The organism is Pseudomonas sp. YeP6b (genome assembly GCF_025642995.1).
Taxonomy (GTDB): domain Bacteria; phylum Pseudomonadota; class Gammaproteobacteria; order Pseudomonadales; family Pseudomonadaceae; genus Aquipseudomonas.
This window is the reverse complement of the sequence record NZ_CP080090.1, coordinates 1,452,129-1,472,435: the sequence shown is the minus strand read 5'-3', so window position 1 is coordinate 1,472,435 and position 20,307 is coordinate 1,452,129. Positions and strand designations below refer to the sequence as shown.

The 20,307-nt window shown below is 59.9% G+C and carries 18 protein-coding genes; 7 read left to right on the top strand and 11 right to left on the bottom strand.

What is annotated here, in order from left to right; all coding sequences use genetic code 11:
• Positions 1-7 precede the first annotated feature (7 nt).
• Genes KZH41_RS06585 through KZH41_RS06575 form a run of 3 tightly spaced genes read left to right on the top strand, consistent with a single transcriptional unit; the run spans position 8 to position 1,943 of the window.
• Positions 8-634, top strand: coding sequence for a DUF1120 domain-containing protein (locus tag KZH41_RS06585; protein WP_263274548.1), 627 nt, complete (start codon positions 8-10; stop codon positions 632-634).
• A gap of 10 nt (positions 635-644) precedes the next feature.
• Positions 645-1,295 carry a DUF1120 domain-containing protein gene (locus KZH41_RS06580; RefSeq protein WP_094951916.1) on the top strand — a complete coding sequence of 217 codons (651 nt, stop codon included), beginning with the start codon at positions 645-647 and terminating at the stop codon, positions 1,293-1,295.
• 36 nt (positions 1,296-1,331) lie between these two features.
• A complete protein-coding gene (locus KZH41_RS06575) occupies positions 1,332-1,943 on the top strand; it encodes a DUF1120 domain-containing protein (protein WP_263274547.1) in 612 nt (203 codons plus the stop codon).
• A gap of 34 nt (positions 1,944-1,977) precedes the next feature.
• Here the strand turns inward: KZH41_RS06575 and KZH41_RS06570 are convergent, their stop codons facing one another.
• Positions 1,978-3,243: a CynX/NimT family MFS transporter gene (locus KZH41_RS06570; RefSeq protein ID WP_263274546.1), complete on the bottom strand. Its 1,266-nt coding sequence runs from the start codon at positions 3,241-3,243 to the stop codon at positions 1,978-1,980.
• Complete coding sequence (locus KZH41_RS06565) at positions 3,233-3,892, bottom strand: FadR/GntR family transcriptional regulator (RefSeq protein ID WP_094951930.1); 660 nt, start codon at positions 3,890-3,892, stop codon at positions 3,233-3,235. The genes KZH41_RS06570 and KZH41_RS06565 overlap by 11 nt, the downstream gene beginning before the upstream one ends.
• A 159-nt stretch (positions 3,893-4,051) precedes the next feature.
• Between KZH41_RS06565 and KZH41_RS06560 the strand changes: the two genes are divergently transcribed.
• Both KZH41_RS06560 and KZH41_RS06555 read left to right on the top strand, forming a co-directional pair.
• Positions 4,052-4,363, top strand: coding sequence for a type II toxin-antitoxin system MqsR family toxin (locus tag KZH41_RS06560; protein ID WP_263274545.1), 312 nt, complete (start codon positions 4,052-4,054; stop codon positions 4,361-4,363).
• Complete coding sequence (locus tag KZH41_RS06555; RefSeq protein WP_094951920.1) at positions 4,360-4,848, top strand: type II toxin-antitoxin system MqsA family antitoxin; 489 nt, start codon at positions 4,360-4,362, stop codon at positions 4,846-4,848. Before KZH41_RS06560 ends, KZH41_RS06555 begins: the two co-directional genes overlap by 4 nt.
• A 52-nt stretch (positions 4,849-4,900) precedes the next feature.
• Here the strand turns inward: KZH41_RS06555 and KZH41_RS06550 are convergent, their stop codons facing one another.
• The 4 genes from KZH41_RS06550 to KZH41_RS06535 all read right to left on the bottom strand — a co-directional run bounded on the left by KZH41_RS06550 (position 4,901) and on the right by KZH41_RS06535 (position 9,070).
• Positions 4,901-5,665 (bottom strand): amino acid ABC transporter ATP-binding protein, encoded by a 765-nt coding sequence (locus KZH41_RS06550; protein ID WP_003171943.1) that lies wholly within the window; start codon positions 5,663-5,665, stop codon positions 4,901-4,903.
• Between the two features lie 11 nt (positions 5,666-5,676).
• Complete coding sequence (locus KZH41_RS06545) at positions 5,677-6,774, bottom strand: amino acid ABC transporter permease (protein WP_094951921.1); 1,098 nt, start codon at positions 6,772-6,774, stop codon at positions 5,677-5,679.
• A 10-nt stretch (positions 6,775-6,784) separates the two neighbouring features.
• Positions 6,785-7,966 (bottom strand): amino acid ABC transporter permease, encoded by a 1,182-nt coding sequence (locus tag KZH41_RS06540; protein WP_094951922.1) that lies wholly within the window; start codon positions 7,964-7,966, stop codon positions 6,785-6,787.
• Between the two features lie 72 nt (positions 7,967-8,038).
• Positions 8,039-9,070: an amino acid ABC transporter substrate-binding protein gene (locus KZH41_RS06535; RefSeq protein ID WP_094951923.1), complete on the bottom strand. Its 1,032-nt coding sequence runs from the start codon at positions 9,068-9,070 to the stop codon at positions 8,039-8,041.
• A gap of 347 nt (positions 9,071-9,417) precedes the next feature.
• On the opposite strand from KZH41_RS06535, the gene KZH41_RS06530 reads away from it, so the two are divergent.
• Together KZH41_RS06530 and rhlB are read left to right on the top strand one after the other, a co-directional pair.
• Positions 9,418-10,074: an alpha/beta hydrolase gene (locus KZH41_RS06530; protein WP_094951924.1), complete on the top strand. Its 657-nt coding sequence runs from the start codon at positions 9,418-9,420 to the stop codon at positions 10,072-10,074.
• Positions 10,075-10,170: 96 nt separating this feature from the next.
• Positions 10,171-11,640, top strand: coding sequence for an ATP-dependent RNA helicase RhlB (rhlB, locus tag KZH41_RS06525; RefSeq protein ID WP_094951925.1), 1,470 nt, complete (start codon positions 10,171-10,173; stop codon positions 11,638-11,640).
• Between the two features lie 62 nt (positions 11,641-11,702).
• Here rhlB and moaE read toward each other — a convergent pair whose 3' ends face one another.
• The 5 genes from moaE to KZH41_RS06500 form a co-directional block, all read right to left on the bottom strand.
• On the bottom strand, positions 11,703-12,152 hold the full coding sequence (gene moaE, locus KZH41_RS06520) for a molybdopterin synthase catalytic subunit MoaE (protein WP_094951926.1): 450 nt from the start codon (positions 12,150-12,152) through the stop codon (positions 11,703-11,705).
• Positions 12,153-12,154: 2 nt separating this feature from the next.
• A complete protein-coding gene (gene moaD / locus KZH41_RS06515; protein ID WP_242154551.1) occupies positions 12,155-12,397 on the bottom strand; it encodes a molybdopterin converting factor subunit 1 in 243 nt (80 codons plus the stop codon).
• On the bottom strand, positions 12,394-12,867 hold the full coding sequence (gene moaC, locus KZH41_RS06510; RefSeq protein ID WP_056858942.1) for a cyclic pyranopterin monophosphate synthase MoaC: 474 nt from the start codon (positions 12,865-12,867) through the stop codon (positions 12,394-12,396). Before moaC ends, moaD begins: the two co-directional genes overlap by 4 nt.
• Before the next feature lie 1,840 nt (positions 12,868-14,707).
• Positions 14,708-18,445, bottom strand: coding sequence for an autotransporter domain-containing protein (locus tag KZH41_RS06505; RefSeq protein ID WP_263274544.1), 3,738 nt, complete (start codon positions 18,443-18,445; stop codon positions 14,708-14,710).
• A 313-nt stretch (positions 18,446-18,758) separates the two neighbouring features.
• Positions 18,759-20,153 carry a PhoH family protein gene (locus tag KZH41_RS06500; RefSeq protein ID WP_012722339.1) on the bottom strand — a complete coding sequence of 465 codons (1,395 nt, stop codon included), beginning with the start codon at positions 20,151-20,153 and terminating at the stop codon, positions 18,759-18,761.
• Between the last annotated feature and the right edge of the window lie 154 nt (positions 20,154-20,307).

The window sequence follows — 20,307 nt, the reverse complement described above, 5'->3', positions numbered from 1 at the left end:
GCACACGATGAAACCGATTCTGATCTTACTGACCGCCTTTTCATGCCTGGCCACCGGCTTGGCGGCACAGGCGGCCTCCAGCGTTGACCTGAGCGTCACTGGCCTGATAACCCCTAGCGCCTGCGAACCGAGCCTGTCCAATGGTGGCGTGTATGACCTGGGCAAGATTGCTGCCAGCGACCTGAACCTCGATCAACCTACCAAGCTGCCCCCTCACAGCCTGCAACTGTCGATCAACTGCGCAGCATCGACCTTGTTGGCCCTGGAGCCACGGGACAACCGCCTTGGCTCCAGTTACGCCGGCGATGAAAGCTTTAAGTTCGGCTTGGGGTTGATCAACGGCACCCAAAGGCTGGGCTCAGTGATATTAGAAGTCGATTCGATCATGGCCGACGGCGTCCAGATGTACCCCATCGGCTCGAGTGGCCCCTCTAGCTGGGCTCCGACGACCATCCTGTCGCCGCACTTCCTGAGCGCATTCACCCCCAACAAAACATTGACCACTCCGGCGTCGATACAACGGTTGACCGCGGTGGTGTCGATCGAGCCCAGCATCGCCCCGGCCAACACGCTGTCGTTGACGCAAGAAGTCCCCATCGACGGCTCTATGACGCTGACCGTGAAGTACTTATAGGAGCTTAACTATGAAAACGTTGTTGATGGCGTTAACTGCCTGTGCGTGGTTGACCAACGCATCCACGGCCCAAGCCGCCTCCACCGCCGAACTGACTGTCGGCGGCCTGATCACGCCCATGGCCTGCACCCCCGTGCTGTCCGCCGGCGGTGTGATCGACTTCGGCAAGATCTCCCAGAAGGACCTCAACCAGGCCACGGGCACTCGGCTGCCGCTCAAGTCGCTGACCTTGACTATCAGTTGCAACGCCCCCGGCCGTTTCGCCCTGCGCATGCGCGATAACCGCGACGGCAGCGCCCACGTCAGCAGCGAGATCTATTACGGGCTGGGGCTGGACAGCGCGGGCAACAAACTCGGCGTGTACTCGGTGAGCTTCGATCCCAAACAGACAGTGGCCGATGCCCTGCCGGTGACCTACGGCACCGAATCCACCACCGGTGGCCTGGCGTGGCGCACGTCCAACAGCAACCCCATCGATATCGGCTCCAAGAGCTTGCTCGGCTTTACCGATGTGGCCGGCAGCACCGCCGGGCCTTCGGCTATCCAGAACCTGACCAGCACCTTGACGCTGGAAGCGGTGATCAACGCCAAGCAGAACTTGGACTTGAGTGTGGAGACGCTCATGGACGGCTCCGCCACGCTGGAAGTGGTTTACCTGTAGTACCCACCTCTTTCAACCCCCAGGAGTACCCAACAAATGAAAATGCTTTTCCCTGCCGTCACCGCCGCGGTGTTACTGACTGCTGCCACCGGTGTTTCAGCTGCCAGCAGTGTCGACCTGGCAGTCAAGGGCCTGATCACACCCAGCGCCTGCACCCCCAATATGTCCAACGGGGGCGTGATTGATCACGGCAAGATCGCCGCTAAAGACTTGAAACCGGACAACCCCACCGTCATCGGCAATCACACCCTGACCCTGACCATAAGCTGCGACGCAGCGCTTGCATTTGCTTTTCGTTCCACCGACAACCGCGCCTCGGGCGTTCAATCCTACTACCGTCTGGGCATGCTCGAAGGCACGCAAACATTGGGCGCTTACTTGCTGTGGCTGGAAAAACCTATCGCCGACGGCGTGGCGGTGCAGACCATTACGTCCTGGGACAACACCACTTGGGCCAAGGAAGACGACTGGGCGCCAGGCTACTATATGTCCGTTGCCACTATCGACGGGGACAACCTACCGCTGCCGACGAAGGAGCTGGTCGTCGACCTGCATGTACAAAGCATCATCTACGGTACCGAGGACATGGACCTGAGCAGTGAAGTGACTATCGATGGTTCGACAACAGTGGAAGTGAAGTACCTGTAACGGCGACCTCAAACCGGACACGCACGGTGTAGCCTCAGCGCTTCTCGCAGGTAGCCTGCACATACCGTGCGCGTCCGGCGCCAAGCCCAGCGATGATTGCGCCCAAACCGAGCACCGCGAAAATCCAGCCGACCGCCGACCAACCACTGGTCCAATCGTGCACCAGGCCAACCGCCAGCGGCCCGAGGGACGCCAGCGTGTAGCCGATGCCCTGGGCCATGCTCGACAGGTTGGCGGCCACGTGGGCGTCCCGCGAGCGCAACACGATCAAGGTCAGCGCCAGGCTGAAGGTGCCGCCCTGGCCCAGGCCCAGCAAGATCGCCCAACCCCACAGGCCGTCGAGCGGTGCATACAAGCACCCGAACAGGCCGCCGAGGGTCAGCAGCATCACCACCACGATCGCCAGCCGCTGGTCCTTACCCCGCGTAGCCAACCACGGCGCGGCGAGGGAACTGGCCAGTTGCACGATGACCGAGCCCGACAGCACCAGCCCCGCTTGAGTCGGCGTGAGCCCACGGCCGATCAGGATCGACGGCAACCAGCCGAACACGATGTAGGCCAGCGACGATTGCAGGCCCATGTACAAGGTCACCTGCCAGGCCAGCGGGTCGCGCAGCAAACCCTTCACGCGATAGGCGACTTGATGCGCGCCGTGTTTCTGCCCGACTTGCGGCAACCAGAACAATGCCGCCACCAGCGCCGGCAGAATCCAGAAGCCCAGGCCGATGCTCCAGCTGTCGCCGAAATACCGGCTCAGCGGCACCGTCGAGCCGGCCGCCAACGCGGCGCCCAAGCACAGCGCCATGGTGTACACGCCGGTCATGGTGCCGGCCTGTTTGGCAAAGTCACGCTTGACGATACCCGGCAGCAACACGCCGATGATGCCGATGCTCGCACCGGCAATCAGGCTGCCGGCGAACAGGCCGACCTCACCGAACGAACTGCGCAGAATAATGCCGGCAGCCAACGTCAGCAGAATCCCCAGCACGACCCGCTCGGCGCCAAAACGCCGGGCCAGGATCGGCGCCATGGGCGCAAACAGCCCCAGGCACAACACCGGCAAGGTGGTCAGCAAGCCGGCTTTGGCCGCCGACAATCCGAGACTGTGTGAGACGTCAGCCAGTAGCGGCGACAGGCTCGACAGCGCCGGGCGCAGGTTCAACGCCACCAGGATCAAGCCCAGCAGCAACAGCCACGGCCGCGCGACCACCGGCGGGGTGTGCTGCACCACGTCGTCGTCGGCTTCGGCGTCGATCAGCAGCGTTTTGAGTTCGGTAGTGCGTTTGGCTTCAAGGTTCATTGATCAACTGCCGGCAGAGGGATTTGGCGCGTTCCGGGTCTTGGTGCTCCACGGCGTCGAGCAGGGCGATATGCAGGTCGAACACGGCCTGGCGACGCGGTGAGATATTCAGGGTCTGGCGCAACTGGGCGCCGACAATGGCGGAGAAATACTGGTACAGCTCGCTCAAGGCCGGGTTGTGCGCGGCATCGACCAAGTGTTTGTGGAACACCAGGTCTGCGCTGATGTAGGCCTCCAGGTCACCGTGGTACAGCTCGGCGCTGACGCTTAAGGCTTGGCGTAAATGTTTCAGATCGTCTTCAGTACGGCGCAGTGCCGCGAGCCCGATGGCCTCCACTTCCAGAATCTGCCGCGTCTCCTGCGCCTGCTCCAAGGTGCAGTGGGACAATGCGCGCATCGCGCCCAGCGGGTCGGTCATCGAGCGTAAATAACTGCCGTCGCCCTGGCGGATTTCGATCAAGCCGCAGAACGCCAACACACGCATGGCTTCGCGCACGGTGTTGCGGCTGATGCCTAACTCGGCAGACAGCTCAGGCTCGGTGGGCAGGCGCTCGCCGATGGCCCACTTGCCTTCGGTGATGCGCCGACGCAACTGCTCCAGGGCCTGGTCAACGAGGGAGCGTTTGATCAGAGGGGCGATGTCTGTCATGGGTTTTTCGCTTTCGTCCAATCATAGGATGAATTTTCCTACAGCCTATTCGGACTTGCCTACAAAGGCAACGCACTAGGGTTCGGAGGCAACAAAAGGAACTGAATTTTCGATTGGTAAAATTACCCTCTGAGGGTAATTGTTGGACTCAGGTGTCTTATGGAAAAGTACACACCTCATTACGATCTGGCAGTGGTCAAGGCAGATGTGAGGCGGCTTGGTGCCAAGGCTTTCACACGTGCGGCAAAGAAAACCGGCGAGGCTCTCGACCTTGATCTCACTGAGATGCAAGCGGTCGTCTTCGAACTGCAAAACAGGATGTTGTACCAGTCGATGACCACTTATGCCGATCACCGCGTCTGGCATGACGTCTACCACATCCATTCACACGGTCGGGAGATTTACATCAAGGTCACTTACTGCTCCGGTAGTAACCCACCGGTGATCTCCTTCAAAGGGATGAACCCATGAACACCCAACACTGCTATATCTGTGGCGCCCCCGACGCCATGACACGCTTTGAAGGCCGCAGCGAAACCCTGTGCATCAAAGGTATGGAGCGGCGCATTGATGATCTGTCGGGCTGGGAATGCCAGGTGTGCGAGGACGGCATGTATGACCCCGATAGCTGCGAACGCCATGCCAAGGCAGGTGATGATCTGCTCCACGCCGCACGACGGATGATGGGCGCCGAACTGAAGCGCATCCGCCGCAAACTGCACCTCACGCAAAAACAAACCGTGGAGTTGCTATCCGGTGGCGGGCACAACGCATTCTCACGCTACGAACGCGGCGAAATAGCACCGCCCAAGCCGTTGATGGTGCTGATGCGCCTGCTGGATCGTTACCCCTACTTGCTCACCGATGCCAAAGAACTGGCCGAAGGCGCAGACCTGCGCAACGCCTTCACCTACACCCTCAACAACGAAACGCAAGACGCCCTCAAAGCGTCCTAGACAAGCAAAAATAAACCCGGCACCAGGCCGGGTTTATCGCTTCAAACGTCGATCAATGCAAAATCTGGCTCAAGAACAACTTGGTCCGATCATTCTGCGGGTTGTCGAAGAAGTCATTCGGCGCCGCCTGCTCGACGATTTCGCCCTTGTCCATGAAGATCACGCGGTTGGCCACGGTGCGGGCAAAGCCCATTTCGTGGGTCACGCACAACATGGTCATGCCGTCTTCGGCCAGGCCGATCATGGTGTCGAGTACTTCCTTGACCATTTCCGGGTCCAGCGCCGAGGTCGGTTCGTCGAACAGCATGATTTTCGGCTTCATGCACAGGGCACGCGCGATGGCCACGCGCTGTTGCTGGCCGCCGGACAGTTGCCCCGGGAACTTGTGGGCCTGCTCCGGGATGCGCACACGCTCCAAGTAATGCATGGCGATTTCTTCGGCCTTGCGCTTGGGCATCTTGCGCACCCACATCGGCGCCAGCGTGCAGTTTTGCAGGATGGTCAGGTGCGGGAACAGGTTGAAGTGCTGGAACACCATGCCGACTTCACGGCGGATCGCTTCGATCTGCTTGAGGTCGTTGGTCAGTTCCACGCCATCGACCACGATGCGGCCTTGCTGGTGCTCTTCCAAGCGGTTGAGGCAGCGGATGGTGGTGGACTTGCCCGAACCCGACGGGCCGCACAGCACGATACGCTCGCCCTGCTTGACGTTGAGGTTGATGTCTTTCAACACGTGGAACTGGCCGTACCACTTGTTGACGCCCTGCATCTGGATAATGCCTTCAGGGCTCACAGGCTGTTTGATCGCTTCGCTCATAACAACAACTCCTAACGCTTGTGGCCTGTGTCGAGCTTGTGTTCCAAATGAATGGAATAGCGCGACATACCAAAACAGAAAATCCAGAACACCAGGGCGGCGAACACGTAGCCTTCAGTGGCCATGCCCAACCATTTCGGGTCGGCGGCGGCTTGTTTGACGCTGTTGAGCAGGTCGAACAGGCCGATGATGATCACAAGGCTGGTGTCCTTGAACAGCGCAATAAACGTGTTGACGATGCCCGGGATCACCAGCTTCAAGGCTTGCGGCAGAATCACCAGGCCCATGCTGCGCCAGTAACCCAAGCCCATCGCCGCGGCCGCTTCGTACTGCCCCTTGGGAATCGCCTGCAAGCCACCGCGCACCACTTCAGCCACGTAGGCCGACTGGAACAGGATCACGCCGATCAACGCGCGCAGCAGTTTGTCGATGCCCATGCCTTCGGGCAGGAACAACGGCAGCATCACCGACGACATGAACAGCACGGTGATCAACGGCACGCCGCGCCAGAATTCGATGAAGGTCACGCAGACCACTCGAATCGCCGGCATGTTCGAGCGCCGCCCCAACGCCAGCACAATGCCCAACGGCAACGCGCCGGCAATGCCGACCGTGGCGATGACCAGGGTCAGCATCAGGCCGCCCCATTGGCTGGTGGCCACGTTGGTCAGGCCGAAGATGCCGCCGTGCAGCAGGAAGTAGGCAATGATCGGGTACAGCACCAGAAAGCTCAGGCCGTAGATCGCCTTGCGTTGAAAACGCGAGATGAACAACGGCGCCACGCCGACGATGGCCAGCCACACGGTCAGGTCCACGCGCCAGCGCAGATCGCCCGGGTAGTAGCCGTACATGAACTGCCCGAAGCGCTGTTGGATAAACACCCAGCAGGCGCCCTCTTTGGTGCAATCAGCGCGTGTGGTCCCGACCCAGTTGGCGTCGAGGATGGCCCAGTGCAGGATCGGCGGCACAATCAGGTAGATCAGGTAAAACGCCAACAGCGTCAGCAGGGTGTTGAGCCAGCTGGAAAACAGGTTGGCGCGCATCCATGCGATCGGCCCGAAGACTTTGCTCGGCGGTGGCATATCAGGTTTGAACGTATGCGAACTCATGTGTGTTTCCTCACCGCTCGATCAGCGCAATGCGCTTGTTGTACCAATTCATCAGCAGGGAAATGCTGATGCTGATCGCCAGGTACACGCTCATGGTGATGGCAATAACCTCGATCGCCTGCCCGGTCTGGTTGAGCACCGTACCGGCAAACAGCGACACCATTTCCGGGTAACCGATACCGGCGGCCAACGACGAGTTTTTCGCCAGGTTCAGGTATTGGCTGGTCAGCGGCGGAATGATCACCCGCAGGGCCTGCGGGATGATGACCTTGCGCAGCGTCGGCCCAGGGCGCAGGCCCAGGGAGCGCGCGGCTTCGGTCTGGCCGTGGCTGACGGACTTGATGCCCGAACGCACGATCTCGGCAATAAACGCTGCCGTATAGACAGTAAGCGCGAGGGTCAACGCCAGCAGTTCAGGGATCAATACCCAGCCGCCGACAAAGTTGAAACCTTGCAGCTTGGGCATTTCCCAGTGCAGCGGCGCGCCGAACATCAAGGCGCACAACGCCGGGATCACGATGAGCAATGCCAGGCCAGCCCAGAACTTGTGGAACGGCACCCCGGTCGCTTCAAAGCGCTTGTTGGCCCAACGCGTCATCAGCACGATTGCCACGATGGCGATGACCACACTGACCACAAACGGCCAGAAGCCGTCAGCCGCCAATGCAGCCGGCATGTTCAGGCCACGGCTGCTGACAAAGAACGTGTCACCGAAATTATGGCTGGCACGCGGCCCCGGCATGGTCAGGAACACCGCGAAATACCAGAACAGAATCTGCAGCAGCGGCGGAATGTTGCGGAACACCTCCACATACACCGTCGCCAGTTTGTTGATCATCCAGTTCGGCGACAGACGCGCCACACCGATGACGAAACCCAGCAACGTCGCCAGGACCACGCCGATCACGGTCACCAGCAAGGTGTTGAGCAGTCCGATCACAAAGACGCGGGCGTAGGTGTCCGATTCGGTGTAGTCGATCAGGTGCTGAGCAATGCCGAAGCCGGCACTGCGTTCAAGAAAGTCGAAACCCGAGGTAATGCCCCGGTGCTGAAGGTTGGTTTGCGTATTGTTGAAGAGGTACCAGCCCAGCGAGACCACCGCCACAATCGTGATGATCTGGAAAAGCCACGCACGCACTTTGGGATCGCTGAAGCTGAGCTTCTGCTTTGGTGCGCCGATTTGATTTTGCATGAAGTGCCCCGGAAATAATGGAACAGAACATCACCCGGCGGTTGGCCCACCGGGTGATAGAACCATCAGCGATCAGCGCACAGGTGGTGCGTATTGAATGCCGCCGTTGTTCCACAGCGCGTTCAGGCCACGGTCGATTTCCAGCGGGGTGCTCTTGCCCAGGTTGCGCTCGAACACTTCACCGTAGTTACCGACTTGCTTGACGATCTGTACAACCCAGTCTTTTTTCACTTTCAGGTCTTTGCCGTACTCGCCGTCAGCACCGAGCAGACGCGCAACGTCCGGGTTTTTGGTGGACTTGGCTTCAGCTTCAACGTTTTTCGAGGTGATACCGGCTTCTTCAGCGTTGAGCATGGCGTAGCCAACCCAGCGCACGATGGCCAGCCACTCGTCGTCGCCGTTACGCACGACTGGGCCCAGTGGTTCTTTGGAAATGGTTTCCGGCAGCACCACGTAGTCTTTCGGCGAGGCCAACTTGCTGCGCTGGGCGAACAGTTGGGACTTGTCGGAGGTCAGCACGTCGCAACGGCCCGACTCCAGCGACTTGGCGCTTTCATCAGAGGTGTCGAAGGTGATCGGGGTGTATTTGAGGTTGTTGGCGCGGAAGAAGTCAGAGACGTTCAACTCAGTGGTGGTACCGGCCTGGATGCAGATGGTTGCACCGTCCAGTTCCTTAGCACTTTTTACGCCCAGTTTGTTGTTAACCAGGAAGCCAATGCCGTCGTAGTAGGTAATGAAGCCTGGGAATTTCAGGCCCATGCCCGAATCGCGAGAGCTGGTCATGGTGGTGTTACGCGACAGGATGTCGACTTCGCCGGATTGAAGCGCGGTGAAACGCTCCTTGGCATTCAACTGGCTGAACTTGACCTTGGTCGCATCACCGAAAACGGCAGCGGCCACAGCGCGGCAAACGTCAGCATCGATCCCAAGGATCTTGCCGCTGGCATCCGGCACCGAGAAACCCGGCAGGCCGTCACTCACGCCACATTGCACGAAGCCTTTCTTCTGCACGGCGTCCAGGGTGGCGCCGGCTTGGGCAAAACCACTGACACCCAGTACAGCGGCCGCGGTCACAATGGCCAGGGTGGATTTCAATACCTTCATTCAAACCTCCAGTTTTGCTCTTGTTGTGTCGGAGCTCCAACCTCAGCGCACCCTTATGAGGCGATATCAACCCGTGTTGGCTTTTTTTGGGGTCAAGCGGCATGAAGTTGTCGCGGTAATTCCAGTGGCTATCCCACAAGCGGCAGTCACTGATAGTGTTACCGTCATGGGATAGTTCTGACATCGACCTACACATAGCAAGGCCCGTACCAGAGTGATGGCTGAGCCGTTTCAGCCCATGGTCAATAGAAAAACTTTCACCCTTGCGACATTCTCTTAACAGATCAACCTGTCGCGCACCGTTCCGACGCACCCTATCGGAGCGCACGCACATATATGGAGCAGACATGACCGAACCCTTGATTCTTCAGCCCGCCAAGCCCGCAGACGCCTGCGTCATCTGGTTGCATGGCCTGGGTGCCGATCGCTACGACTTCCTGCCGGTGGCCGAGGCGCTACAGGAAACCTTGCAGTCCACACGCTTTGTATTGCCCCAGGCGCCGACGCGTCCGGTGACCATCAATGGCGGTTACGAGATGCCCAGCTGGTACGACATCAAGGCCATGAGCCCGGCCCGCTCGATCAGCCTGGAAGAGCTGGAAGTGTCCGCCAAAATGCTCACGGACTTGATCGAAGAGCAGAAGAGGACCGGAATAGACGCCTCGCGAATTTTCCTCGCTGGATTTTCCCAAGGTGGCGCCGTGGTCTTCCACACCGCCTTCCTGAAATGGCAGGGACCACTGGGTGGCGTTATCGCCCTCTCCACCTATGCGCCGACCTTCGGTGACGAGCTGGAAATTTCCGCCAGCCAGCAGCGTATTCCGACCTTGTGCCTGCACGGCCAGTACGATGACGTGGTGCAGAACGCCATGGGCCGCAGCGCCTACGAGCATTTGAAGAGCCGTGGTGTCACCGTGACATGGCAGGAATACCCAATGGGCCACGAAGTGTTACCTGAAGAGATACGCGATATCGGCACCTGGTTGAGCGCCCGGCTGGGCTGAAATCCATACATTATGTAGCCGTATGACCAACGCACTACGCCGCGCCCGATTCTTGCATTACACTGGCCGGCGTACATTCCTTAACCAATTAATGAGATCACCGTGCTCAAAGCACTTAAGAAGATGTTCGGCAAAAGCGAGGCTGAGCCGCTCGCGCCTGTTCCCAGTGCTCCTGCCCCCAAGCCCGGCAACCGCAACGACGGTCAACAGCCAGAACGGACCGCACCTGTCGCCGCGCCGAAGAAGCCACCGGTGACACCGACTGAACCGGTAAAAGCCGCTGAAGCCGAGCCTGCACCTGCGCCCAAAGCACCGCGCCGCGAACGTGCACCCAAACCGCCCGTGACGCCATGGAAGCTCGAAGACTTCGCCGTCGAGCCCCTGGAAGGTAAAACCCGCTTCCACGATTTCAAGCTGGCCCCGGAACTGATGCACGCCATCCAGGACCTGGGTTTCCCGTACTGCACACCGATCCAGGCGCAAGTGCTGGGCTTCACCCTGGCGGGCAAAGACGCCATTGGCCGCGCCCAAACCGGCACCGGCAAGACCGCCGCGTTCCTGATCTCGATCATCACCCAGTTGCTGCAGACGCCGCCGCCCAAAGAGCGCTACATGGGTGAGCCGCGCGCACTGATCATCGCCCCGACCCGCGAACTGGTGGTGCAGATCGCCAAGGACGCCGCCGACCTGACCAAGTACACCGGCCTCAACGTCATGACGTTCGTGGGCGGCATGGACTTCGACAAGCAGCTCAAGCACCTTGAAGCCCGTCACTGCGACATCCTGGTCGCCACCCCTGGCCGCCTGCTCGACTTCAACCAGCGCGGCGACGTGCACCTGGACATGGTCGAAGTGATGGTGCTGGACGAAGCCGACCGCATGCTCGACATGGGCTTCATCCCGCAAGTACGCCAGATCATTCGCCAGACCCCGCCGAAAAACGAGCGCCAGACCCTGCTGTTCTCCGCGACCTTTACCGAAGACGTGATGAACCTCGCCAAGCAGTGGACCACCGACCCGTCCATCGTCGAGATCGAAGCGCTGAACGTCGCCAGCGAAAACGTCGAACAGCACATCTACGCCGTGGCCGGTGCCGACAAGTACAAGCTGCTTTACAACCTGATCAACGACAACGGTTGGGAGCGCGTCATGGTGTTTGCCAACCGCAAGGACGAAGTGCGCCGCATCGAAGAACGCCTGGTGCGTGATGGCGTCAACGCCGCGCAACTGTCGGGCGATGTGCCGCAGCACAAGCGCATCAAGACCCTGGAAGGCTTTCGCGAAGGCAAGATTCGCGTGCTGGTGGCCACCGACGTGGCCGGGCGCGGGATTCACATCGACGGCATCAGCCACGTGATCAACTTCACCCTGCCGGAAGTGCCGGACGACTACGTGCACCGCATTGGCCGTACCGGCCGTGCAGGCGCTGCGGGTGTGTCGATCAGCTTTGCCGGTGAAGATGACTCGTACCAGTTGCCGTCCATCGAGACGTTGCTGGGCCGCAAGATCAGCTGCGAAACGCCGCCGACGCACTTGCTGCGGGCTGTGGAGCGCAAGCGCCCTTAAGGCTCAAATGCGGTAAAAAATGTGGGAGCTGACCAGCGCCCACATTTGGTTTTGCATCAGGCTTATTTCCAGCGATCCGCCGCCGCGTGATCGCTGCCCCGCCCTTCCACCCAGCGCGGGCCTTCCGGGGTGTTTTCTTTCTTCCAGAACGGCGCGCGGGTCTTCAGGTAGTCCATCACAAATGCGCAGGCATCAAACGCGGCCTGGCGATGCGCACTGGCGGCGGCCACGAACACAATCGGCTCGCCCGGCTCAAGTGCGCCGATACGGTGCAGCACTTCCAGCTTGAGCAACGGCCAGCGTTGCTCGGCCTCCACGGCGATCTTAGCCAGGGCTTTTTCGGTCATGCCGGGGTAGTGCTCAAGGAACATCCCCGACACATCGCGCCCATCATTGAAGTCGCGCACATAGCCGACAAAACTCACCACCGCGCCCACGCCAACATTCGCCGCGTGCATCGCGTTGACCTCGAAGCCTGGATCAAATGCCTCGGCCTGTACGCGAATCGCCATGATCAGCCTCCGGTCACGGGCGGAAAAAACGCGACTTCATCGCCTGCTTGCACCGGTTCATCGAGGCCACACAGCTCCTCGTTGCGCGCGCACATCAAGCTGGGTTCGTTGAGCACTGCAAACTCAGGGTCTGCCGCCAGCGCCTGGCGCACCGCATCAACCGTGGCGAAATCACCTTCCATCTCCAGCGAGTCAAAGCCCACCGCCTCGGCGTAGCGCGCAAAAAACAATACGTTGATGCTCATGCCTGGTCCGCCTTGAAATGCCCGCTTTTACCGCCGAGCTTTTCCAGCAGGCGAATACTTTCGATGGTCATGCCACGGTCCACGGCCTTGCACATGTCGTAGATCGTCAGCGCCGCGACGCTGGCGGCGGTGAGGGCTTCCATCTCCACGCCGGTCTGGCCGCTGAGTTTGCAGCGCGCGAGGATATGCACAGCGTCCACACCATCGGCGCGCAGCTCGACCTTGACGCCGGTGAGCATCAGCGGGTGGCACAGCGGGATCAGGTCACTGGTTTTTTTGGCCGCCTGGATCCCGGCAATACGGGCCACGGCAAATACGTCGCCCTTGGGGTGGGCGCCGTCGACAATCATTTTCAGGGTGTCGGGCAGCATGCGCACCCGCGCTTCGGCCACGGCTTCGCGGAACGTCACGGCTTTGTCGGTGACGTCGACCATATGGGCGCGACCTTGGGAATCGAGATGAGTCAGCACAGGGATACTCCTGATCAGGAGCGGCAATTGTAAACCCGTGGGTCAATTTTGCGCAGGCTGTTTATCCCATGAATAAAGGGGCGTAGTGCGCCCTTTATAGCATCGGTATCTACACATCTTTTTTTCGGGTTGAGTTCTTTGGTTTTCGCGGGGGCGCTGGGTACATATCCGTTATTTGGGTAACGGCTGCTATTGGTTCCGCCCTTACGGCGGGTCACTTTTGGAAAAGAGCCCCAAAAGTAACCAAAAGTCGGCTTGCACCGGTTCATCGAGTTTCGACAATCATTTTCAGGGGTTCGTTCGAGGCAGCATGCGCACCCGCGCCTGGCGCACCGCATCAACCGTGCGGAAATCACCTTCCATCTCGGCTTTGTCGGTGACGTCGACCATATGCGCGCAAAACAATACGTTGGGAATCGAGATGAGTCAGCACAGGGATACTCCTGATCAGGAGCGGCAAGGCGTAAACCCGTGGGTCAATTTTGCGCAGGCTGTTTATCCCATGAATAAACGGGGCGTAGTGCGCCCTTTATAGCATCGTATCTACGCATCTTTTTGGCATGGTTCCGGGTTGAGTTCTTTGGTTTTCGCGGGTGAGCATGGGTGGCATATCGGGATCAGGTTATTTGGGTAACACTGCTATTGGTAGCAAATACGGCGGGGGCGCCGTCGACGGAAAAAGCATGCGCACCCGAGGTAACCACGGCTTCGCGAACGCACGGCTTTGTCGGTGCGACCATAGGGCGCGACCTTGGGAATCGGATGCTCAGCACAGGGGTTCCGCTCAGCGGCAATTGTAAACCCGTGGGTCAATTTTGCGCAGGCTGTTTATCCCGCTGGCCCCGCGGCTCATCGCGGGAAACCGGCGGATCCGGGTGAATGTTATTTGGTGCGCGATCAAAACTTTGCGGGTACGCGAAAAAGAGCCCCAAAGTTGGCCAGCGTGGTTTAACCGGGGGCTTGGCCCATCGCGGTTAAACCGGCGTCCTGCCGGTTTAAAGCGTCCTGCCGCGTTCGGCCAGCGTGGTTTAACGGGGCGCCTAAGATCAGCACGGCGGCCTAGTAGCCGACCTGAGTGGTTAAATCAAAAGCAAAACCGAGGCGGCCTGACAGCCGACCTGATCTCTGAAACTGAACTCAATCTAATGTGGGAGCTGGCTTGCCTGCGATGGCATCAACTGGTTATGCCTGATACACCGAGGTGTCTGCATCGCAGGCAAGCCAGCTCCCACAGAAAAGCAGAGCACTGCGGTCTGGCAGTCGAACTCGGTCAAAATTGTGGGAGCGGGCTTGCTTGCGAAGGCGGTGTGGCAGTTACACATGAGCTGACTGACACACCGCCTTCGCGAGCAAGCCCGCCCCACATTGGGATCTCATTACATCAGCTAGATAGGGTGGTGCTCTGCTTCTGCTCTGCTTTTGCCTTGCTTTTGCTTCTACCACTCAGGTCGGCTACCAGGCCGCCGTGCTCTTGCTTTTGATCTTGATCTTGATCTGAGGCGCCCCGTTAAACCACGATGGCCGAACGCAGGCTTGAATCCGTGGGTAACCCGGCAAGACGCCGGGTTAGCCGCGATGGGCCAAGGATGGCCCATGGCGGCGGCCCACGGATTCAAGCCGGAGTGAGGGCATGCCGAGCCTAGGCGAGGCACCGAGTGGTGGGGCAAGAGCCCTTTGGTTACTTTTGGGGCTCTTTTCCAAAGTGACCCGCCGTAAGGGCGGAACCAATAGCCGCCGTTACCGCAGCAACGGATATGTACTCAATCTACCCCCCCACAGGCTTAAAGCAACACAAAGAGTTGCGTAGATACCTGTGCCCTTTATAACAACAGCGCCGGGATTAGAAGCGGAAGGTAAACCCGGCATTGATCCCGTTGTTGTTACCCCGGTTGGAGAGCAAACCGCTGTAGCTCAAGGACACCAGCGTGTCTTTGGTCAAGGCCATTTCCGCGCTGGCCTTGATCACCGCACCGTCACGCGCCACGGGCACGCTGTTGACGGCAAAGGCGGTGTCGCTACCGGCGAACTTCAGCGAAGCGTCACGATCGGTGTCGCCAAACTGATGCTCCCAGCCCAGCTCACCGCGCAACGTGACCGCCGAGGTCGAGCTGACCGGCACTTGGGTATGCGCGCGCAAGCCCAAGGTCGAGAGCGTGGCGTCCTGGCTTTGCTTGCTGGCATGCAAGGCGGCGGCGCCGCCTTTCTCCTTGAACGAATCGCTCTGGTAGTTCAGGTACGTGAGGTTGGCGAAGGGTTCGAACAGGTTCCACTGGGTGTAACCGATCTCGGCAAACACTTGATCGGTGCGCGCGCTGTAGTCGGCTTTGTCGTAGTCCGACTGGTTGGCGTAAGCCACGCGCCGCGAGCTGTCGATGCGGTGCCAAGTGGTGGCGCCGCCCAGGCGCAAGGCAATCGCGTCGAAACGCTTACCGCCGTAAACAGACAGATGATAGTTGTCGCTATCGGCCGAGGCGAAAGCGTCTCCGTTGAGGTGGCTTTGGGTGTAACCGGTAGCCGCGCCCACACGCCAACCGTCGCCGACCTCGGTGTCCAGGCCCAGCAGCACACCGCTGGTGGACGAGGAATAACCGCTGGCGTTGTTGTCACCACTGACGTTATTGCGACCGCCCAGTAACTGCACCCAACCACCGTTGTCGCGGGTCTCGATTTGCGCGCTGGAATCCAGCGCCTGTGCCTGTTGCAGGCGGCTGTTGACCGCTTCACGGATGTAGCGACTGTCAGCCATTTGCGCCGCCGCCACGTCCGAGTGCAATTGCCCCGAGAGTTGCTTGAACGCCTCCCGCGCCTGGACGGCCGAGTCCGACGCCAGAAGGCTTTCATACACCGGGCTGCCGCTGCCTAACGCCTCGGCGGCCGTCGCCACGGCACGTTCGTTGCGGGTTTGCGCAATGCTGGCAAAGGTCGTCTGGTTGCGCTCCACCGCCAGGCTCAGTTGATTCGGCTGGTAGTTCAGTTGGGCGCCGATAAACAGGTAGTTGGGCGTGATCGCCGTAAACTGCCCATTGATGCCCTGGCTGGCGCTGAGGATATTGAACGGCTGACCCAGCAAGCTACGGGCTTCAGTGGCGGACAACAGGTTGGGGCTGTTTTCCAGGGAAACGGTCACTACACCGCCGTTGAGGGTGGCGACGCCGCTGCTCTGGATCTGGTCGCTTTGCCCGTTGGGGCCAACTTCCACGGCATACACAGAGCCCGGGTTGAAGGTCACGTCGCCGGTGTGCAGAGTGCCGATCGAGTGCCCCGGTGCCACGCGGCCACCGGTGTTGACCGTCAACGCACCCACCGTGCCGTTGCCGGCCAGCGTGCCGCCCAGCGTGGTCATCACGCCGTTGTCGGCATTGCGTGTGCCTACGGCGCTGCCATCCACGGTCACGGCAGAGGTCAGCGAACCATCTACCGACAGCTTGCCGCCGCGCACCCAAGTGCTGCCCGAGTAGGTGTTCTGGCCTTCCAGCACCAGTTCGCCGTCGCCGGACTTGGCCAGGCTGCCGACGTAGGTGGTGCCGGTGAGCAAATCCTTGCCGCGTGCCAGCGTCGCCTGTTCCCGGGCGTGGCCGATGTCGTATTCAAACTGATCATCCGCCGAAGCATTGGCCGGCAAGCCGTTCAGCCAGCCTTTTTGCTGCTGGGTGGCCGCCCAGGTGGCCTGCTCGGTGGCGTCTTCTACACGACGGGCGCGAATGGCTTCGTCGGAAATCGGGTTGGCCCAAATATCGCGTGTGGCGGAGGGCAAAGCCACTGCCACTGAGCCGAGAAACTGCCCTGGCCCCTGCATGGCTTTTTGCAGGTTGGGCAAGCCCCAACCGCTGACCACGCCCGGCACTTGCGGCGTGCCTGGCGCGACATCGTGCACCGGTTGCAGGTTGTCGTAGGTGCGGCCACCGGTCAGGGTGCCCACCGGCGTGTCCGGCCCATCCGGCGCTTGCAGGCTGGAGGTGGTCAGCAACACATCCCGAGCCTGGCTGGCGGTCATGTAGGGGAAGCGCTGAATCACCAGCGCCAAGGCCCCGAACACGCTCGGCGCGGCGGCGGAGGTGCCGTTGGCATTGGGGATAATTTCGCCTTCAGGCCCGGTCGACGGAATGCCCGAAACGCCCATCACACACCACCACTTCGAGGTGCCGCAGCGGTTGTAGACCTGGGCGCTGGTCTCGTCGTAGCCGGTGATCGAGAGGAATTTGCCTTCGATATCCGGCTTGAAAAACGGCAGGTTGGCGTTGGTGTCCGGGTTGGCACCGTGGCTGTCGTTGCCCGCCGAAATGATCTGGATAAAGGTGTTTTGCCGTGCGGCGTCGGCCATGGCGTCCATCCAGGTTTTCTGCCCGGCGTGGGCCTTGTCCCAGAACGGGCGATAGGCCGCCTTCATATCGCGCACGTTGTCCGCCGCGCTGTCGCCGACATTGCCGAAGTGGTTTTCCACCTCGTTACGCGAGTTCTGCCCCCAACTCTGGTTGACGATCGACACGTTCTTCGCCGCCAGGGCGTTGTAGCTGGCCATGAACGCGTTGTAGTCCAGATCGTTGGAGCCTTGGAAGCGGTTGTCGTCGGTGCCGCCGGTATTGGCGACAAAAATATTCGCGTCAAACGCGATGCCGTGCATGCCGGTGCCATTGCGGCTGGCGCCCAGCACGCCGGACATTTCCGTACCGTGACCGTCGTTGATGGTCGGGTCGTACTCACCGGAAATACTGAAATGCTCGCCTTTTTGAAACTCCCCGTCCGGCGTGTCGTGGATGTAACGCGGATGGGTGGCGTAGTACTCGCCGGTGGACGTCACCGCCTGCACGCGATCCTGGCCCTGGGCATTTTTGCCCTGGAACTCGAAGTGTTCGGTGAGGATGCCCGAGTCCAGCACGCCCACGTTCACGCCCTTGCCGGTCATGCCCAAGGCATAGGCGTAATACGCGTTGGTGCGGTCCAGGCCGGAGTTGACCTGGGCTTCGGGGGTTTTCCAGGTTTGCGCGTTGGCGCTCCAGTCACGGGTGGCGGCGGCCCAGGACTGGCCGGCGTTGAGTTGCCCGTTGAGGTTGCTGCTGACGCCCGGCTCTACGTAGGTGTAGGGCTTGGCAGCCGGCAGGTTGGCGATGATGGCTTTGGAGAAGTCGAGAATATTAGTGGTGTAGCGGCCGTTGTTGCTGAAGAGCCGGCTGCGGTAGTAATCCAGCCGCGAGGCATAGTCCAGCGGCCGTTTGGTATCGCCAAGCATGGCGCCGATGGTCAGGTTTTCCGGCTGCAGCTCGTAGTTTTGCTTGAGGGCTGAATCGAACTTGCCCGATTGGGCGGCAAAGTCCTTGGCGGCGAGGTCGACGATATCGGCGTAGGCAAACCGCAGGTTCTTGTAGACATCGGTGTCGGGGCCAAACGATGCAACGGCTTTCCTGAACGCCGCATCCAACACTTGAGAGGTGTAGGGGCTGGCGTCATCGGCCATGGCCATCGGCCCCTGGCTTAGCCATAAAGCCAGCCCGAGTGCGATGGGCGTGAGGGGTATCGATTTGAAACCTGTAGCGCGCTTGCTTTTTTGAGACAAAGTGAAGCCATTACCTGCTACGTCCATTATTCCTTTCCCTTTGGATATGTGCGTCGTCAATGAGCGATGTATCGGGCTTTTTGTAATAGGCAGGGTCACGCGAAAAACCCATAGGTTTTTTAAAACATCGTCGAATCAATGAGGTGGTGTTCCGACGGGGTCACACAGCGTTCTTATTGTTTTTGCGGCGCGAAAAAATGTAACAAAATAATTACAAACCCCACAAGCACCCACGGCGCATTAACGAAGACAAATGTCGCGCACAACAAAAACCCCGGATTTCGCGAGAAATCCGGGGTGGTTCGTGGCATTTAGCCACCAACTACGACATCAGTGTGTTTTACAGATGGGACTCGGCGTACTCGGCGAGTATCGAACGAGGTACCCCTTGCAGCGCGATATGCACGCCGTTGGGGAAGTCTTTGAAGCGTTCCGTCAGGTAAGTCAGCCCGGAGCTGGTCGCGGACAGGTAAGGGGTGTCGATCTGTGCCAGGTTGCCCAAGCACACCACTTTGGAACCGGCGCCGGCACGGGTGATGATGGTTTTCATCTGGTGCGGCGTGAGGTTCTGGCATTCATCGATCAAAATCAGGCTTTGCTGGAAGCTGCGACCTCGGATGTAGTTGAGGGATTTGAACTGCAACGGCACTTTGCTGAGGATGTAATCGACGCTGCCATGGGTGTTTTCATCATCCATGTGCAAGGCTTCGAGGTTGTCGGTGATCGCCCCCAGCCACGGCTCCATTTTTTCCGCTTCGGTGCCGGGCAGGAAGCCGATCTCCTGGTCCAGGCCCTGCACGCTGCGGGTGGCGATGATGCGGCGATAGCGCTTGGTCACCATGGTCTGTTCGATGGCAGCAGCCAGGGCGAGGATGGTTTTCCCTGAGCCTGCGGCGCCAGTCAGGTTAACCAGGTGAATATCCGGGTCGAGCAGCGCGTACAGCGCCAGGCTCTGATAGATGTCGCGCGGTTTCAGGCCCCAGGCTTCCTGGTGCAACAGGGGTTCCTGATGCAGGTCGAGGATCAGCAATTTGTCGACCTGGATCTCTTTGATCCAGCCCACAAACCCCTGTTCGTCGATGATGAATTCATTGATGTGCACGGCCGGCAGGTTGTCGATCAGTTGTACCTGGTGCCAGGTGCGGCCATGGTCCTGACGGGTTTCGACCTTGCTGACGAGGTCCCAGAAGGAACCGGTCACGGTGTGATAACCCCGCGACAGCATCGACACGTCGTCGACCAGTTGGTCGGTACTGTAGTCCTCGGCAGCGATCCCACACGCTCGTGCCTTGAGGCGCATATTGATGTCTTTGGTCACCAGCACCAGGCGCAGGTCCTTGTCACGCGCGTGCAGGTCGATCAATTGGTTGATGATTTTGTTGTCGTTCAGGTTTTCCGGCAGCAGGCTGTTGGGCTCGCTGCGCTTGCTCATCAGAATCGACAGCAAGCCCTTGGGCCCGCTTTTGCCACGCTGGATCGGCACGCCGACTTCAACGTCCTCAGGTGAAGCTTCACCCAGGGTCTTGTCGATCAGGCGGATGGCCTGGCGGCATTCGGCGGCAACGCTGTGGTGGCCGCTTTTGAGCTTATCGAGCTCCTCAAGCACGATCATCGGGATGGCGACGTGGTGTTCTTCGAAATTAAGCAGTGCGTTTGGATCGTGGATCAATACGTTGGTATCAAGCACATAAAGGATTGGCTGGTCGGAAGAAGGGTTACGTCCATGATCATCCATACTCGGTCACCTTTGTGGGAGCCAGTCGACGCAATACCTGGGCGGTGCTGCGCCTCGATTCGACCACCGACTGCACCGCAGTGACGTCAAGTGCAGTGCCCACATGAGGAGTCTTGGAAGACGCCACCTGTGTTGCAGGTTTCGGCGATCTGAC

Bases quoted from the DNA above. Each gene is read 5' to 3' on its own strand.
- KZH41_RS06585 (WP_263274548.1), top strand. From the start codon at position 8: ATGAAACCGATTCTGATCTTACTGACCGCCTTTTCATGCCTGGCCACC.
- KZH41_RS06580 (WP_094951916.1), top strand. From the start codon at position 645: ATGAAAACGTTGTTGATGGCGTTAACTGCCTGTGCGTGGTTGACCAAC.
- KZH41_RS06575 (WP_263274547.1), top strand. From the start codon at position 1,332: ATGAAAATGCTTTTCCCTGCCGTCACCGCCGCGGTGTTACTGACTGCT.
- KZH41_RS06570 (WP_263274546.1), bottom strand. From the start codon at position 3,243: ATGAACCTTGAAGCCAAACGCACTACCGAACTCAAAACGCTGCTGATC.
- KZH41_RS06565 (WP_094951930.1), bottom strand. From the start codon at position 3,892: ATGACAGACATCGCCCCTCTGATCAAACGCTCCCTCGTTGACCAGGCC.
- KZH41_RS06560 (WP_263274545.1), top strand. From the start codon at position 4,052: ATGGAAAAGTACACACCTCATTACGATCTGGCAGTGGTCAAGGCAGAT.
- KZH41_RS06555 (WP_094951920.1), top strand. From the start codon at position 4,360: ATGAACACCCAACACTGCTATATCTGTGGCGCCCCCGACGCCATGACA.
- KZH41_RS06550 (WP_003171943.1), bottom strand. From the start codon at position 5,665: ATGAGCGAAGCGATCAAACAGCCTGTGAGCCCTGAAGGCATTATCCAG.
- KZH41_RS06545 (WP_094951921.1), bottom strand. From the start codon at position 6,774: ATGAGTTCGCATACGTTCAAACCTGATATGCCACCGCCGAGCAAAGTC.
- KZH41_RS06540 (WP_094951922.1), bottom strand. From the start codon at position 7,966: ATGCAAAATCAAATCGGCGCACCAAAGCAGAAGCTCAGCTTCAGCGAT.
- KZH41_RS06535 (WP_094951923.1), bottom strand. From the start codon at position 9,070: ATGAAGGTATTGAAATCCACCCTGGCCATTGTGACCGCGGCCGCTGTA.
- KZH41_RS06530 (WP_094951924.1), top strand. From the start codon at position 9,418: ATGACCGAACCCTTGATTCTTCAGCCCGCCAAGCCCGCAGACGCCTGC.
- moaE (WP_094951926.1), bottom strand. From the start codon at position 12,152: ATGGCGATTCGCGTACAGGCCGAGGCATTTGATCCAGGCTTCGAGGTC.
- moaD (WP_242154551.1), bottom strand. From the start codon at position 12,397: ATGAGCATCAACGTATTGTTTTTTGCGCGCTACGCCGAGGCGGTGGGC.
- KZH41_RS06505 (WP_263274544.1), bottom strand. From the start codon at position 18,445: ATGGACGTAGCAGGTAATGGCTTCACTTTGTCTCAAAAAAGCAAGCGC.
- KZH41_RS06500 (WP_012722339.1), bottom strand. From the start codon at position 20,153: ATGGATGATCATGGACGTAACCCTTCTTCCGACCAGCCAATCCTTTAT.